The organism is Mycoplasma sp. 125 (assembly GCF_051549845.1).
Classification (GTDB): domain Bacteria; phylum Bacillota_I; class Bacilli_A; order Mycoplasmatales; family Metamycoplasmataceae; genus Metamycoplasma.
On the sequence record NZ_CP196079.1, the window covers coordinates 620,601 to 637,578 of the forward strand.

Annotated in this window: 13 protein-coding genes; 12 read left to right on the forward strand and 1 reads right to left on the reverse strand. The window is 29.3% G+C overall.

Annotation, left to right across the window (positions count from 1 at the left end; genetic code table 4):
- The first annotated feature begins 158 nt into the window (after positions 1–158).
- From ACSH4Z_RS02615 to pip, 5 genes are all read left to right on the forward strand, one after another.
- Positions 159–1,451 carry a hypothetical protein gene (locus tag ACSH4Z_RS02615; protein ID WP_438340432.1) on the forward strand — a complete coding sequence of 431 codons (1,293 nt, stop codon included), beginning with the start codon at positions 159–161 and terminating at the stop codon, positions 1,449–1,451.
- A gap of 32 nt (positions 1,452–1,483) precedes the next feature.
- A complete protein-coding gene (gene phnC, locus ACSH4Z_RS02620) occupies positions 1,484–2,380 on the forward strand; it encodes a phosphonate ABC transporter ATP-binding protein (protein WP_438340433.1) in 897 nt (298 codons plus the stop codon).
- Between the two features lie 2 nt (positions 2,381–2,382).
- Positions 2,383–4,578 (forward strand): PhnE/PtxC family ABC transporter permease, encoded by a 2,196-nt coding sequence (locus ACSH4Z_RS02625; RefSeq protein WP_438340434.1) that lies wholly within the window; start codon positions 2,383–2,385, stop codon positions 4,576–4,578.
- Between the two features lie 12 nt (positions 4,579–4,590).
- Positions 4,591–5,511 carry a DHH family phosphoesterase gene (locus ACSH4Z_RS02630; protein ID WP_438340435.1) on the forward strand — a complete coding sequence of 307 codons (921 nt, stop codon included), beginning with the start codon at positions 4,591–4,593 and terminating at the stop codon, positions 5,509–5,511.
- 93 nt (positions 5,512–5,604) lie between these two features.
- The gene (gene pip, locus ACSH4Z_RS02635; RefSeq protein WP_438340436.1) at positions 5,605–6,540 is read left to right on the forward strand and encodes a prolyl aminopeptidase; all 936 of its coding nucleotides are present in this window, start codon (positions 5,605–5,607) and stop codon (positions 6,538–6,540) included.
- A gap of 827 nt (positions 6,541–7,367) precedes the next feature.
- Here pip and ACSH4Z_RS02640 read toward each other — a convergent pair.
- Entirely contained in the window at positions 7,368–8,273 is a 906-nt protein-coding gene (locus tag ACSH4Z_RS02640) for a nucleotidyltransferase (RefSeq protein WP_438340437.1), read from the reverse strand.
- 139 nt (positions 8,274–8,412) lie between these two features.
- On the opposite strand from ACSH4Z_RS02640, the gene ACSH4Z_RS02645 reads away from it, so the two are divergent.
- The 7 genes from ACSH4Z_RS02645 (at position 8,413) to ACSH4Z_RS02675 (ending at position 16,937) form a co-directional block, all read left to right on the forward strand.
- A complete protein-coding gene (locus ACSH4Z_RS02645) occupies positions 8,413–10,572 on the forward strand; it encodes a helix-hairpin-helix domain-containing protein (RefSeq protein WP_438340438.1) in 2,160 nt (719 codons plus the stop codon).
- A 105-nt stretch (positions 10,573–10,677) separates the two neighbouring features.
- Positions 10,678–12,282, forward strand: a complete 1,605-nt coding sequence (gene nusA / locus ACSH4Z_RS02650; RefSeq protein ID WP_438340439.1) for a transcription termination factor NusA — start codon at positions 10,678–10,680, stop codon at positions 12,280–12,282.
- Positions 12,266–12,565, forward strand: coding sequence for a YlxR family protein (locus ACSH4Z_RS02655; protein ID WP_438340440.1), 300 nt, complete (start codon positions 12,266–12,268; stop codon positions 12,563–12,565). Before nusA ends, ACSH4Z_RS02655 begins: the two co-directional genes overlap by 17 nt.
- Positions 12,526–14,331: a translation initiation factor IF-2 gene (infB, locus tag ACSH4Z_RS02660; RefSeq protein ID WP_438340441.1), complete on the forward strand. Its 1,806-nt coding sequence runs from the start codon at positions 12,526–12,528 to the stop codon at positions 14,329–14,331. Before ACSH4Z_RS02655 ends, infB begins: the two co-directional genes overlap by 40 nt.
- 1 nt (position 14,332) lies before the next feature.
- Entirely contained in the window at positions 14,333–14,662 is a 330-nt protein-coding gene (gene rbfA, locus ACSH4Z_RS02665) for a 30S ribosome-binding factor RbfA (protein ID WP_438340442.1), read from the forward strand.
- 10 nt (positions 14,663–14,672) lie between these two features.
- A complete protein-coding gene (mnmG, locus tag ACSH4Z_RS02670; RefSeq protein WP_438340443.1) occupies positions 14,673–16,496 on the forward strand; it encodes a tRNA uridine-5-carboxymethylaminomethyl(34) synthesis enzyme MnmG in 1,824 nt (607 codons plus the stop codon).
- 9 nt (positions 16,497–16,505) lie between these two features.
- Positions 16,506–16,937 carry a 23S rRNA (pseudouridine(1915)-N(3))-methyltransferase RlmH gene (locus tag ACSH4Z_RS02675; RefSeq protein WP_438340444.1) on the forward strand — a complete coding sequence of 144 codons (432 nt, stop codon included), beginning with the start codon at positions 16,506–16,508 and terminating at the stop codon, positions 16,935–16,937.
- Positions 16,938–16,978: the final 41 nt, after the last annotated feature.

Genomic DNA, 16,978 nt, shown 5'->3' on the forward strand with positions numbered 1-16,978 from the left:
TTCACCACAAAAAATTTATTTTTTTTCATACTTGTTAATTTTTTTAAAAAAACTCTTCTAATAAGTGTTTTTTTATTGCTCCTTGAGTTTTTAATATAATTTCGTTTGTAAATTTAAATACTTTATATTAAAGAAAATCCACACAAAAAGGAAAACAAATGAAAAAATCAATCAGAAAGTTCTTACTACCTTCAGTTATAACTAGTGCTTCTATTCTTCCGATGGCTATAGGTCTAATTTCTTCACAATGTACAACAGATTCCAATGTCGAAGCAATAAAAACCCAGGGCTATGCTGATGCTATGCAAAAACTAGCTAACAAATCAATCACTGTTGCCGGGGCATGATCAGACGCTCGTTTTTATGCTAAAGACCATGCTAATGATCTGGCAGTTATTGGGGCTACATCGCACATTTCAAATGATGGTGTTCAGGCGAGATCTGACTTAAAGCTTGGCGATATTAAGGCTCTTCAACAACTTTTAATTGCTGCAATAAAAGAATCAAACAAACAAGTAAAAGATAATAAAGATTCTAGCAAAGAAAGCAATCTAACTTACTTAGATAAAAATAACAAGATCCAAAGTATATTCAAAATATACAACCATGATGGCTATGCTCCAGTTGGATTTGATGCAAATATCGTTTACAACATAAATGGAGATTCAAAAAAAGCCTATGAAGTTATTCCTAAGGGCGATAGTGAATATATTTCCTTTGATGAAAAAACAAGTAAATTCACAACTGTTGATGAAAAGAAAAACCTTAAAATTCAATTCATCCCTTCTTCTGATGCCGCATTAGTACAAAAAGCAACAGAGAAACTACAATTATGAATAAAGGAAAAAGGAATCAAAAATATTGAAATTAGTGTTTCAAGTGATTACAATAGTGCTGCGACAGCTTTGAAAGCTAAATCGATCGATGTCGCCTTTCTACCCGTCGATACATGAGCTAAGCTATCTGGAGATTCTAGCTTTATTATTCAAGCTGGTAGAAATGTCCAAATTATTGACCCATATATAAGCAAGCAGAATCCATCAACACCTAAATTTAATGATGAAAAACTACTAGTTGAAGCATTTAATAACTACAAAATATTTAATAAAAATAATCTTTATATCAACAAGGAACCATCTAAAAATCCAAATTCAACTACAAACGGATACAACGATGAATTAAAAACACATATTGATTCGTTGGCAACAGGAGAAGAACTTCCAACCGTTGGCTTCTATCGTTCATATATTTATGTTCGCAAAGATTCTGAAATTTACAAAATTGTTATTAAAGCCCTAAAAGAACAAGGTTCTAATTGAAAACTAAAATGATCAGAAGTAAGGGATTATGTAATTTATGGTTATACTTCAACAACATCAGCCGCCTCATATATATACCCTGAACAATGATTTAAAAAACATTTTGAAGGCTTTAAATCTTTCTTAGAATAATATAAAAATTTAATTTAATATAAAACTTAATTATGAATAAAAATCTAAAAATAAAAAGTATTAGCAACATACAACAAAATACTAATAATAATTGAAATATAAACTGAGATAATGTATCAAAAACATATCCTAATGGAACTAAGGGCTTAATTGATGTAAATCTTTCAATTAATCAAGGCGAGTTTGTTGCAATTATTGGTCTATCGGGAGCCGGAAAAACCACACTAATTAAAACAGTAAACAAAATAAATACCATTACCTCAGGAAAATTAACGGTTGGGCCTTACAATGTTAATGAATTAAAAGGAAAAAAATTAAGACAATTTAGAACAAAAATTGGAATTATCTTTCAAAATTATAATCTAGTGGAAAACATCACTGTACTACAAAATGTTCTCTCGGCAAGATTACCACAAATGAATTTATTTAGAGCGTTTTTTGGAATTTATAGTAAAAGCGATATTGAACTAGCATATCAATGTTTAGCAAAAGTTAATATTCTAGAAAATGCTTATGATTTAGCAAAAGATTTATCAGGCGGTCAGATGCAGCGTGTGGCCTTAGCACGTACTCTAGCCCAAAAACCAAAAATTATTCTTGCAGATGAACCTGTAGGGGCACTTGATCCGATTATGGCTAAAAGTGTTATGGATGGTTTTTTAATAGCTAACAAATCTGAAAAAATTACCATAATTGCAAATCTCCATCATGTTGATCTAGCCCTACAATATGCAGATCGAATAATAGGCGTAAAAAAAGGCAAAATTATTTTTAATGATAGTTGAGATAAAGTTAATTTAGAACAATTAAAAGAAATATATGGAAAAAAATTGGAACAATTTGATGAAGAACAATTCAATGAAAACCGTAGAAAAAGACTAATTATTCAAAATGAAATTAAAGAAAAAATTAAAAAATTGGAAATCTAGAAATGGATAAACAGCAAAGCAAATCTAGCGGTCCTATTGAATATAAAAGCAAACTAAAATTATTTAGTGAATCAGTAACAAATTACTTTAATCCTAAATTCGTTGACATCAATGGCCAAAAGGTAACTAAAAAGTTCCCTTGGTTCAAAATCTTGGGTGGTGCACTAATCTTTATTTTGGTTGTAATAATAATCGCTGCTATTAAACCTGATTTTCAAAACTGAAAAGCTTTTTGAAACCATATTTCGCACTTTTTTGAGACTAATAAAAAAGCACAAATCGGAGCTGCAGAGTTCACGCCTTATGCAACCTTCTTGCGCAGCTTATCCTATTTATGAACTACTATTTCATACTCAATATTAGGCACTATACTTGGTATTTTTATATCAGTACCGCTAGCATTATTAAGCTCTAAAAATATTATTAAAGATAAATTAATTTATCTTCCCTTTAGAATAATAATGTCGATAATTAGAGCAGTCCCCCCAGTTGTATTCGCATTTATCTTTTTCTTCTTATTTTCAAAATCATTAGCGGCAATGTTTTCAATTGCTATATTTGTTAGCTCATTAATGACAAAATGATTATATGAAGACTTAGACACCTATGATACAAGTGCATTTCAGGGAGCGCAAGCAATTGGAAATAATAAAACTCTTGCCTTTAAAAGCGCAATTTTACCTTATTTAATAAAGAGAATTGTATCATATGGATTCTACTCATTCGAAATGGTTGTTAGATTTGCAGCTATTTTATCAATTGTTGGAATATCAACAATTGGACAACTTCTTTCTGATCAATACGCCATAACAGATAACCTATCGCATATGTCAATTGTTTTATGAGTGTTAATTGCCTTGATGATAATAATCGAAGCATTAAACTATATGATTAAAAAATTCATTTTAGAATATTCTCAAAAGCACCCTCAAATTGATGAAAAACTTCCATTTGCAAAACAATTAGAACAGCTTAAAAAGCAAAAGTCAAAAATATATATATTCAAGATTTTTGTCATTATTCTTGTGTTTGCGCTTATCCTTGCTTCGCTAACACAAATTGAATGAAAAATTGGAAATAGTATAAAAATTAGCCAATTCAAAGATGGAATTAATAAGCTTTTCAATCCGGATTGATCATTGTTTGGTGGCAATTGAAAAACATCAAAAACAAGTGTTATACCATTAGGGGCTTCGGCTCTACTAGTGGCAATAGCTTCCTCAGTCATTGGTTTGTTTTTTGCACTAATATTAGGAATTCTCGCCGCAAAAAATATTAATAAGTATTTTTCTTACCCATTTAAATTGATTATTATTGTTATTCGTGCTATACCAGCGTTCACTTTTGCCATCCTTTTTATAATCTTGTCAAAAGACTCAAAACTATTTGCCGGGGTTTTGGCACTGGGGATACATTCAATTGGTATGCTTGGAAAACTAATTATGGAGTCAGTTGAAAAAATTCCACACAAGGTGTTTCAATCCTTAGACTCACTAGGCGCAACATGATTTCAAAAAGTCAAATTTATTGTTATTAAATCAATATTACCGCAATCTCTGTCTAACTTCTTATATAGAGTTGAAATTAACTTCAAAAGTACAGTGGTAATTGGCGCCGTAGGAGCTAGTGATTTTGGTTTCCAAATCAGTACATACTCATCCAAAACTGAAGACTGAGACAAGCTTTCATCATACCTAATTTTTACCATTATTGTATTATTGACAATTGAACAAATTTCAAATATCATTCGCTCAAAACTAACAACTGGATACTTCTTTGGCCAAGATGTTTGGTTTAAAAAACTGATTAAGCAAAATATGATTATTAAGTCGCTTGCCGTCGCTCTTGTGAACAATGAGGAATTCAAAAATGAAACAAGATATGCAAAATATATGATTGCAAAACACAAGAAGGATCAATTATTTATATACAATTATTGATTAAAAAATGATTTAATTCCAGATGAAAAAAATTATAAAAGGCTAATGACAAATAAAATAGACTATTTAAATCAATATAAAAAAATATTAGTTAAAATTAAAAATGATGTTAAAAATGTTTATAAAACAACATATATGCGAACAATTCAAAATCTAGCAAATATGAAAAACTGATTCAAGAAATCTAAAATAGCTAAAAAATCCGCCAAAATTGCGGTTGATCATTATTTTGACAATTATTCATTAACGGTGGCCTAAATTATGGAAAATATGAAGCAAAAATTTATTAAATTTTGAGAATATCTAAAAAACGCAAATAATATAACATTATGTACTCATGTTGAACCAGATGGTGATACCCTAGGATCTGCAGTCGCACTCAAGCATCTTATAAAAATAAACCTAAAAAATAAGAATGTAAGAATTTCTGGCGGCGATTATCCAAGAAACCTATTGTTCTTGGAAGATGAAAAAATTTCATTAGTTGATAATGACTTTTTTAATAACTCACTAAAGGTGGTTGTTGATACATCTACAAAGAATAGAATCTTTGATCAAAGAGTCAAAACCGAAGAATCAATTAAAATTGACCACCATCCTTTGGAAGGCGAATGATTATTTGAAATTGGTGGTGATTTTTGACCTGCAACCGGACAAGTAATGACCAAACTTGTTATGGAACTAAATTTAAAAACAGACAAAAAAGTTCTCGAAGGCCTTGCTGTGGCAATCATTACTGATACTGAATTTTTCAAAGAGAGAAATGTTACCCAAGAAACCTTTAAATGTATGGAATTTTTATTAAAGGAAGGCCTAGATTATAATCTTTTACTTAAAAAAATGCAACTTAATGCGGAAGAAAACAGATTCATTTTTAATGCAATAAACAATTCCCAAAAAGAAGGAATAGTTACATATATGATTGTTGATCAAATTGTTTCAAATGATATCGCAAGACCTCTTGTTGCTAAATTTGTAGAAGTATCTAACACCGAAGTTTCACTAGCATTATTAAAACGAAAACAGGGTGATTATCGCTGTGAAATTAGATCAAAAACTACTTATGATGTATCAAAAGTTGCAAACTATTTTCTAGGCGGTGGGCACTTAAACTCATCTGGATTTATTCAACAGGATTTAAATAAATTGCAAGAAATAATTAACTTTATAAACAAACATTATTTAATATAAAAAATAAGAGTTAGGGGCGCATTAAACCTCTAACTTTTTAAAATATTAAAATATAATTTTAAGTACTAATATTTTATCTAAAAGGAAATTGTTATGTTTGAACCAATTGAACCATATAAAACTGGTTTTTTAAAAGTAAGCGATATTCACTCTATATATTATGAAGAAGTAGGTAACCCAAATGGTCAACCAATTTTATTTATACATGGTGGTCCAGGAGGGGGAATTTCTGAATCAAATCGCCAATATTTTGACCCAAATCATTACCGAATTATTTTATTCGATCAAAGAGGTTGCGGCAAATCTATGCCATCTGCCGAAATAAAAGAAAATACTACACTAAACTTAATTAGCGATATTGAAGAGTTGCGCAAAAACTTAAATATTGATAAATGGATACTTTTTGGTGGTTCATGAGGATCCTGTTTGTCACTTATTTATGCCATTAATTACCCTCAAAATGTATTGGGTATGATTTTGCGAGGTGTATTCTTAGGGCGCCAAGAAGACGATTATCACCTTTATCAGCAAGGTGCTTCTTTCTATTTTCCTGAAGCATATGAAGAATTTTCCAACTTTATTCCAATTGAAGAAAGACATAATTTAATCAAGGCATACCACAAGTATCTAAATAGCCCAAATATTGAATTAGCATACAATGCAGCATACCATTGAGCTAAATGAGAACTCGGGCTTATAACGATGAATCCACTAACAGAAATAGAAGAAATTTTATCTAATAAGAAAAGCAATTTAGAATTAGCTAGACTTGAAAATCATTATTTTATTAATCATATTTTTTTAGAAGATAACTATATATTAAAAAATATTGACAAAATCCGAAATATTCCAACAATAATTATTCATGGTAGATTTGATATGGATTGCAGACCAGAAGGCGCTTACCTTTTACATAAAAATCTAAACAAATCAAAGTTAAATTTTGTTATTGCAGGCCATTCCTCGAAAGAAGAAAAGATTGCTGAAGCACTAGTTAATGCTACAGAAGAATTTAAAAATTTGCAATAAATAATTCATAGACTTTGAAGGCAAAAAACATTCAGAAAATACACCTGAATGTTTTTTTTACAAAATCTCATTTAAGTTTTTCATCTAGATTAGATTCAAAAAAATATTTTAAATAAATTGAATCAAATTTTTTTAAGCTTTTGAAGCCAAAATAAAAAAGATAATAAAACCTACAAGTGTTAATATTAGCAAGATAAAGTCAACAATTATTAACAAAAATAAAGAGTTTATATTCGAACATAAACATAATGCTTTGCTTCAATGTCTATATTATTGAAATTCAGAAATAGTGACGATTTCATTGTTAATTTCACTAAGAGCATTATCATAAAATATTAATAATATAATAATTGTAGGTCTATAGATATTAGATTATAATTAAAATAATTAACGCAAAACCTGGACCAACATTAGCTATATTGCAACAAATGTATATACTGACATTACAACAAAAATAAAAGTAAAAACAAACAATGCCGGCGATAGATCAAATGAAACAAAATGACCTTGTTTAGACTTTTTTTGTTTCGCACAAATGTTGCTTCATCAAAATAGCCAGTCACTCATAAATAAATCCTTTAAATTTCAAATCTATAACCTATTATATTTTTTCAAATATTTAGCTTAATAAACTAAATTATGATTTATAAAAAATGTGATCTTTATTTCAGTATCTTCTTACCTTCTAAGCGCCTGAAGTGCCTATGATTACCCTGATAAACAATAATAATGAAAAAATAATACCTAGAGGTATTAATAACTTGCTGCATCCAATTTAGAATTAACTTTTTTCCTCAATTGCGCTTTAATTTAAAATTAAAAATATACTAGTTTTTTTTAGCAAATCACTTCTTTAAGACATACAAATAAGTTCGCTTAATACGTGATTTTGTATATCTTTTTGATGTACAAGAATCAATAAATTCATCGTAGGATAAAGCATCAATGTTTTTCTTAAATAAATTTTCCATCCCTTCACTAACAAGTTTAATTTTGGCGATTCTTTGTGGTGACCAATGTCTTATTATTCTTTGGAATTTTTTATATGTATCTTCAATCCTCTTAACTCTTTTAATTTTTAGTGGAGAAAAATTTGAAATATCCTCATTATTTTTTATCATTTCTCTTAATTTTGTTCCTGATGCATAAATTGAACTTGTTTCCCCGGAATGATGTGAAATTGACCTTTTAATACAATCAAGTTTAATATGAGGTTTATTTTTTAATATGTATTTAGTGTATTCAAAGCCCAAAATATCTTGTGGAATTTCTTCTTCTTTTAAGAATAGTTTTAACGATTCATAACAGGATAAAATAAAGGATTTTCCTTGTTTTAAAAGCAACTTAACATTTTTGTTATATAAACCCGCATTTTCATCCAATAACCTGGCAGCACTTATATATTTTTTTATTTCATCGCTATCGGATGTTCCAAAAAAAAGAATATCAATTTTTTGTTTATCTAACATATCAATTGAGCCTTTTGCAAAAAAGTGTGCTGCCTGTGTTGAAGTTTCAAAATCTAGCTTAACAACCTTATCAACACCATATTTCATACATATTTTTTTCCTTTTTGCAAAAGGAGCGCAAGCAATCTCGCCACGTTGGGTAAAATTAGAGGACAAGGCAACAATAATTTTCGAATTTGGATATCTTTCTTTAATTTTATTAATTAAGTATATATGACCATTATGAAATGGATTATATTCTGCAATAATGCCAATTTTTAACATAAATTTATTCTTCCTACAATTCAATAATTCTTAAAAATTATAAATTAATTTGCTTTAAAAAAAATCTAAAAAGACCTATTAAAAAATAATTTCTTTATAATTAATGTACTAAAGATAATAAATAAAAATTGGAGAAATTATGATTGATTTATCAATAAAAAATGTTGCAAAAAGATTGAATATACGTAATGAGCAGGTTAGTGAAACCCTTAAATTATTAAAAGAGGGTGCTACAATTCCCTTTATCTCACGTTATAGAAAAGATGTGACCGGTGGTCTTGATGAAGAACAAGTTGCAAATATTAGCGAATTTTATGAATATGATGTAGAACTTCAAAAAAGGAAAGAATATGTTAAAAAAATTCTTGAAGAAAAAAAGCTACTTGATGTTGAAATATCGAAAAAAATTGATGATGCAATAACTAAGCAGGAAGTTGAAAATATATATGAACCTTTTAAGGTAGGCAAAAAAACAAAAGCCACCGAAGCTCTTGCATTAGGATTAGGGCCACTTGCTGAGCTTATTATGACAAATAAGGATGAAAAATTTAATGTTTTTAAAGAAGCTTCGAAATATATTAATGGAGATACATTAAAAGATGTTGAACAAGTTTTAGAACAAGCTAAATATATAATTGCTCAAAATATTTCACAAGATATTTCAGTTCGCGAATATGTTAAAAATCAACTTATAAACTACGGTGTTATCGTAACAAAAAAGAAAAGTGTGGATGACGAAAAAGAAACATTCAAACAATATTATGACTATAGCGAGAAGGTTAAAAATATCCCTAACCATCGTGTATTAGCTATTACTCGTGGCGAAGACAAAAAAATCATTTCATATACAATTGAATTCAATGAAAAAGTTATCATTTATTATCTAAACAACAAATTTTTCATCAACAAAAGAACAGCTAAGATTGTTAATGAAGCAATAAAGGATTCACTAGATCGTTTAATATTTCCATCGATAATAAGAGAAATAAAGACAGATTTATTTGAGCGTGCCGAAAAAGAAGCTATTGAAATTTTTGCTCAAAATCTTGAAGATTTATTACTTTCTCCAGCCACAAAAAATAAAAATATTTTATCTATCGATCCTGGATATACTAACGGCTGCAAATGCGCGATGCTAGACGGTAATGGAAAATATTTAGAAGGTTTTGTTATCCATCCACACACTAACTCAAAAGAAGAATTTCTAAATGCAGTCAAAAAGATGCATGAAATACTTAACAAATATGAGATTGATCTAATTGTTATTGGAAATGGAACCGCTAGCCGTGAAACAGAAGAATTTATTGATAAATTATTAAAAATAAGAAGAGAAAAAGAATTAAACAAAAACACTAAATTTGCCATTGTTAGCGAAGTAGGCGCTTCTGTATACTCGGCTTCAAAAATTGCGCAAGAGGAATTTCCTGATTTAGAACTAGAATTTAGATCAGCAATTAATATAGGCAGAAAATTTCAAGATCCTTTGAATGAGCTAATTAAAATTGAACCAAAATCTCTTGGGGTAGGTCAGTATCAACATGATGTTAATCAAAAAGAATTATCTTTAAAATTAGCATTCAAAGTCGGAAAGGCAGTCAATATGGTTGGAATTGATTTAAACACCGCAACCAAATATATATTAGAGTATGTTTCTGGCCTTTCGAAATCATTAGCACAAAATATTGTTGATTATCGTAATGAGAACGGCTTATTTAAATCAAGAACTGATCTTAAAAAGGTTAAAGGTTTAGGCCCTAAAGCTTATGAACAATCAGTTGGTTTTCTACGAATTTATGATTCTAATGTATTTTATGATAAGACAAATATACACCCTGACTTATATGAACTTGCCGATAGAATAATAAAAGAATTAGCTATTGATTTAAAAAATATCGATAAGGAAATATTGCTTTCAACTAATAAAGATGAATTAGCTAAAAACCTAGGCGCAAATCAATATGACATTGACCTAATTATTGATTCTTTATTAGCACCCGGAAAGGACATAAGGGATGATAAACCAGGATATATTGTTAATGACAAAATTTTAAAATTTAGTGATATCCAACTGGGCCAAGAAATTATTGGCCAGGTTCAAAATATTACCAACTTCGGTGTATTTGCCTATATTGGCCTAAAGGAAAATGTTTTGATTCATATTCGCAATATGAAGAAGGAAAATTCCCAATATATCAACCATCCTAATGAACTAGTTTCAATTGGCGATAACATAAATATAAAAATTATTGATATTGATAAAGTAAACTCAAAAATTCAAGGAAAAATTATTTGAAAATAAATTAATGTATTAAAATTTTATTATACTGTTTTTAATTAAGATTAAAAAGGGTTGGCCATAGGCCGATCCTTTTTGTAATTATAAGATATAAAAAAGGAGATAAAAATGAATACCAAAACTTTTGATTCGGAACTAAAAGCAACACAAATTTTTAGTGCTATATATAATGTTTCACAGATCAAAAATATTGATGAAGAAGCAGTAGTTGATTTATTTAAAAAAGCTGTTGAACAAGTGATTTTTAGTCAATATGATCCTGATGCTGAATTAGAATTTATCATTGATAAAGATAAGAAACAGTTTAAAATAATAAACCATACAAAAATCGTTACTAATGACCCTATAACATATGAAGACAAAGATAATTTTTGCCCTTGCATTGAAATCGCTTTAAGCGATGCTAAAAAAATTAATGCAGATATTAAGGAGGGCGATATCATTGCCGAGGAAATAGATTTCGAATTATTCCATAAACGTGATTATCAAAAAATTCTAAGTATCTTCAACCAACAAATTAGAGAATTGGAAAAACAATTAACCTTTAATAAATATAGTAGCTTAATAGGTACTATAGTTAAAGCTAAAATAACAAATATTACCAAAACTGGTACACTCATGGAATTTCGTGATGGAACTGTTGCTTATATGCCACCATCTACAAGCAATTTAAGATTATTATCCAATCTAAAAGCCGGCGATTTGTTAGATGTTTATATTGAAGAAGTAAAACCTGAATCTAAAAATGCACAAATATTAGTATCCTCAGTTGAATCTAAATTAATAAATAAATTATTCGAACAAGAAATACCAGAAATTGCTGAGGGATTTATTGAAATTATTAAGGTTGTTAGAATACCAGGGGAAAGAGCAAAAGTTGCTATAAGAAAAACAGAAAAAGCACCTTTTGCTCTCGAAGAATTAGGCACAGTAATCGGAACAGATTCAGCTAGAATTGAAGCTATTTCGAAACAACTAAACCACGAAAAAATTGATGTTGTATTATATGATGAGGACAAAAAGAAATTTGTAATGAATGCTGTTAGTCCTTCAAGAGTTATTGATATTGTCGAAAAAGAAGATTCGACTCCACAGTTCAATAGTTTTATTGTTATTGTTCCTAATGCTCAACATACTTTAGCAATTGGTAAAAAAGGGCAAAATGTTCGACTTGCCTCAGAATTAACAAGAAGCCGCTTGGACATAATTAGCCAAGCGCAAGCCGACCAACTCCAAATAAAATATTCATTTAAAAATGCAAATATTACTGAAGAAGAAGCTAAATTAAAATATGTAGGTCAAAAGTTAAATCTAAAACCAATTAGCAATCATAGAAATTCTAAGAAATCCAATGAATCATTCTTTGATAATACATTCAACATATCAGAATTTGACCAAGACCTAGCTGAGCTTAGACAAAAAGCACAACAAACAGATCATATTTTTGAAAAACAATTATATGAATCTATTTCTGATGAGGAAATAGAAAGAACATGAATTGATATGCAAAATGAATTAGAAAACGAAGAAATGGAAGATTTAGATGTATACTCAGGTAACACTAAACAAAATGAAATTAAAGACAAAGCAAAAATCGAAGCCGACTATGAAAAAATAACTCAAACAAAAATGAAGGACTTCAAAAAAGATGATGACCTAAGTGCTGGTTTAGAGAATTTAGATTTAGGTGATTTAAATGATGAAGATTGATAAAAAATATAGTCGTAAATCTATTGTTGATGGAAAAATTTATCCTATAAAAAACTTAGTTAGATTTGCAAAAATTAATAATGAATTTTATTTTGATCCAAACATTGAACTAGGTGGTCGAGGAACATACTGTTTAGATAATGAGGAACAAATCGAAACCCTTTTTAAAAAGCATTTACTAAATAAAGCATTTAGACAAAATATTGATGATTGTATTTATAAAAAATTATGAAATGAGGTGAATATATGGCTAAGCAAAAATGTAACAAAAGAATTTCAAATGTAGACAATATTAAAGAAAAATTAAACGTTGTAGAGGCAAAAGTCAAAAATGGTGTATTTATTTTTACAGGCCCACTAACAGTTTGTGAATTTAGCCAAAAAATTAACCAAACTGCTGCGCAAATTTTAACCTACTTCTTTAAAAAAGGAATAATGAAAAATATTAACACCTTTTTAAATGAAGAAGAAATTGCGGAAATATGTTTACATTATAATCTTGATTTTCAAAAAGAAGAATCAGTTGATGCTGAAAATTTATTTGATAAACTTGAAGTTATTAATGATCCAAACGACCTTTCAACACGCCCTCCCATTGTGACAATTATGGGCCATGTTGACCACGGTAAAACAACACTAATTGACCAAATTAGAAAAAGTAACATTCTTTCAACAGAATTTGGCGGGATTACCCAACATACTGGTGCATATCAAGTTGAATATAATGGTAGAAAAATTACCTTTCTTGACACCCCTGGACACGAAGCGTTTACTGAAATGCGTTCGAGAGGGGCTAGGGTAACTGATATTGTTATTATTGTTGTAGCTGCAGATGACGGAGTTAAACCGCAAACTATTGAAGCCATCGATCATGCGAAAGCTGCCAATGTGCCAATTATTATCTTTGTTAATAAGATGGATAAGTCAAATGCAGATCCTGAGAAAATTAAAAGCCAACTAAGTGAGCATAATATTATTTGTGAAGAATGAGGAGGCGAAAACCAATTCATTTATGGTTCAGCAATGATGAATAATAATATTGATGCTTTATTAGAATCCATTTTTCTTCAAGCTGATTTACTAGACCTAAAGGCTAATCTGAATCGCGATCCTTTTGGAACTATTATTGAATCAAAGATTGATAAAGGTAGAGGGGTAGTGTCAACGGTTATTGTTGAAAATGGTACTCTTATGCCTCGAGATTTTATTGTCGCTGGTGGTCAATATGGAAACATTAGAAGCTTAACCTCAACCGAGGGAAAACCATTGCAAAAAGTCTTACCAGGCACACCTTGCATAATTACAGGTCTCAATAAGAATCCCTCATCAGGTGATAGATTTATTGTAATTAGTGATGAAAAATTTGCTAAGAAGCTAGCAGAAGAAAAATCTTTTATTAATAAACAAAAAGAATTAAGTGAAAGAAATTCCTTCACTATAAAAGATGGACAAAAAACCTTAAACATAATTATTAAAACCGATGTGCAGGGGACTGCTGAAGCAATTAAACAAACGCTATCTAAATTAAAAAATGATGAAATCTCTGTTAATGTTATTAGAGCAACAGCGGGAGAACTAACTAAAGCAGACTTACTCTTAGCTGAAGCATCTAATTCAAGAATTTATCTATTTAACATTAGCACATCAAGTGAAATTAAAAAACTAGCTGAAACTAAAAAAATAAAAATTGTTTCTCATAACATTATTTATAAAATTGTTGAGGAAATAGAAGCAATTATCAATACCTTAAAAGAACCAGTTTATGAAGAAAAATTAATTGGACAGGCTGTTGTTATAAAACTTTTTTTCTACTCGAAAGTAGGAACAATTGCAGGTTGCATGATGCTTGAAGGACAAGCGAAAGAACTTTGCAAAGTTGAAGTAATTAGAAAAGGCAAAAGTATATTTAAGGGCTCAATAAGCTCCTTAAAAAGAGAAAAAAATGATGTTAAAGTTGTCGAAAAAGGCTTTGATTTTGGTACCCATATTAAAGATTTTGATAAAATAGATATAGATGATGAATTAAAATTTTATGAGGATGTATTAGTATAATATGAACGCAATTATGCATGAAAGAAAAACTCAATTATTATTAGAATTAATTGGAAATAGTTTTTTTGAATTAAAAGATTTTGATGTAACAAACATCTCAATTAACGACGTAATTTTATCAAACGATGGATCACATGCTAAAGTATATATAACCTTATTTAAAGACAAGGAAAGATACTTTGACAAAGTGACTTCAATGGCGCCATTTATTCGTTCAGTTGTAGCTAAAAGTTGAAAATATAAAAAATTACCAGAACTAGTATTTTTAATTGATAAAGTTGAGCCTGAAGCTGCAAGAATTGAAAAAATACTTAAAGATATTAAAGAATAGTACTTAATAAATGAACAATCAGTATGATGCTATCATAATAGGTGGTGGTCATGCCGGAATCGAAGCAACTTTTGCACTAGCAAAAAGAAATCTAAAAGTAGCCTTAATAACTCTAAATACTAACCGCTTAGCAATGCTACCTTGTAATCCATCGATTGGTGGATCGGCAAAAGGAATTATTACTCGTGAAATCGATGCCCTAGGAGGAGTTCAGGGCTTTTTTGCCGACCTATCCATGATCCAAATTAAAATGTTAAATACTTCAAAAGGTCCAGCTGTTTGATCGCTTAGGGCCCAAATAGACAAAGATAAATATTCACAAATAATTCTAAATGCTGTAAAAAAAGAAAATAATATTGTTTTAATTGAAGATGAAGTTTCTGATCTAATCATAGTTGACAAAAAATGTGTTGGTGTTAAAACTTTAAAACACGGCGATATACACTCACAAGTCACAATTATGACAACCGGTGTCTATATGAACTCACGCATCCTACGAGGCACTGATATTAAAAACGATGGTCCTGACGGCGAAAAAAATAGTTCAACTCTATCCAAAAATTTAGCTAAATATGGTTTTGAAATCCAAAGATTAAAAACCGGAACTCCTTGTCGTATTTATACTGATAGTATTGATTTTACAAAAGTAGAAAGAGAAATTCTAGATAAAACTGAACTTTGTTTTTCCAAGCGAAGTAATATAAAATTAGATGAACAAACTTCTTGTTTTCTAACCCATACAACAGCCAAAACCAAAGAAATAGTACTAAAAAACCTTGATAAAAGTTCATTATATTCTGGAATAATTATTGGTATCGGACCAAGATATTGCCCTAGCATTGAAGACAAAATTGTTAGATTTCAAGACAAGGAAACACACCACATATTTTTTGAACCAGAAACTAAAAAAGGTGACATTATGTACATTAACGGCTTATCTACTTCAATGCCTGTCGATGTCCAAGATGAAATGATTAGATCAGTACCTGGATTAGAAAATTGCAGAATTCAAAAATATGGATACGCCATTGAATATGATGCTATTAATCCACTTAATTTATATAAATCGCTAGAATCTAAAATATTAGAAAACTTTTTTTCGGCCGGACAACCTAATGGGACAAGTGGTTACGAAGAAGCGGCGGCCCAAGGCTTAATAGCCGGAATTAATGCGGCAAATAAGATTCAAAATATGCCTTCTATGGAAATCAAAAGAAGCGATGCCTATATCGGTGTCTTAATTGATGATATCGTTACCAAAGGTACCACAGAGCCATATCGTATGTTAACAAGTCGTTCAGAATATCGATTATTATTAAGAAATGACAATGTTGATGAAAGATTATGCCAATATGCTTATGACAATAAAATGATAAAAGAAGAAGAATATCAAAAAATTGTTAATAAATATAATCTTATTCAAACAACAATTGAAGAACTTAAAAATAAATATGTGTCTTCAAAGAGTGAATTAGGCATTAAATATAACGTTATCAATGGCCAATCTTACCTTAAGTTACTTGCCAATCCTGAGACAGACCCAATAGATATCTTAGGAAATGATTTTCCCTTCATTGAAGAATTAACAATTCAAGTAAGACTATTTGGATATCTTAAAAAACAAGAAACAGCTGCTGAAAAAATGATTCGCCTGGAAAATCTAAAAATCCCTGAAAATATAAATTATTCCTTGGTAGATAATCTTGCTACAGAAGCAAGACAAAAACTTGAAAAAATTAGACCCTCAACTATTGGACAAGCAACAAGAATTAGTGGAATTAACCCTTCTGACATACAAATGCTAATGTTCTATCTAAATAACCGCAAAAAATAAAAAATAAAAATGAAAATAAACTTAATTGCAGTTGGTTCTTTAAATTCAGATATTAAGAAAATTTATGATTCATATTTAAAAAAAATAAACTTTTTAGCAACAATTAATTTAATTGAAATTAAAGAAATTATTAATGATAATATTGATATTAAAATTGCAAAGGAAACTGAAGCAATATTAGCAAAAATACCAAAAAATTCAAAAGTTTTTTATCTTTCATTACAAGGAAAACAAATGAATAGTGAGGAATTTTCTAATATACTTATTGAAGATAATCTAACTTTTATTATTGGCGGGTCAAATGGCGTAGATGAAACAAAATTTAAAAATAAAATTTGTTTTTCAAAAATGACCTTCCCACATCAGTTATTTAGAATCATGTTAATTGAACAAATTTATCGTGGGTTAGCCATTAAGAAAAATATTAAATATCATAAATAATTACACCAAATTTTGGTGTAATTTTATTATTTGATTTTTTT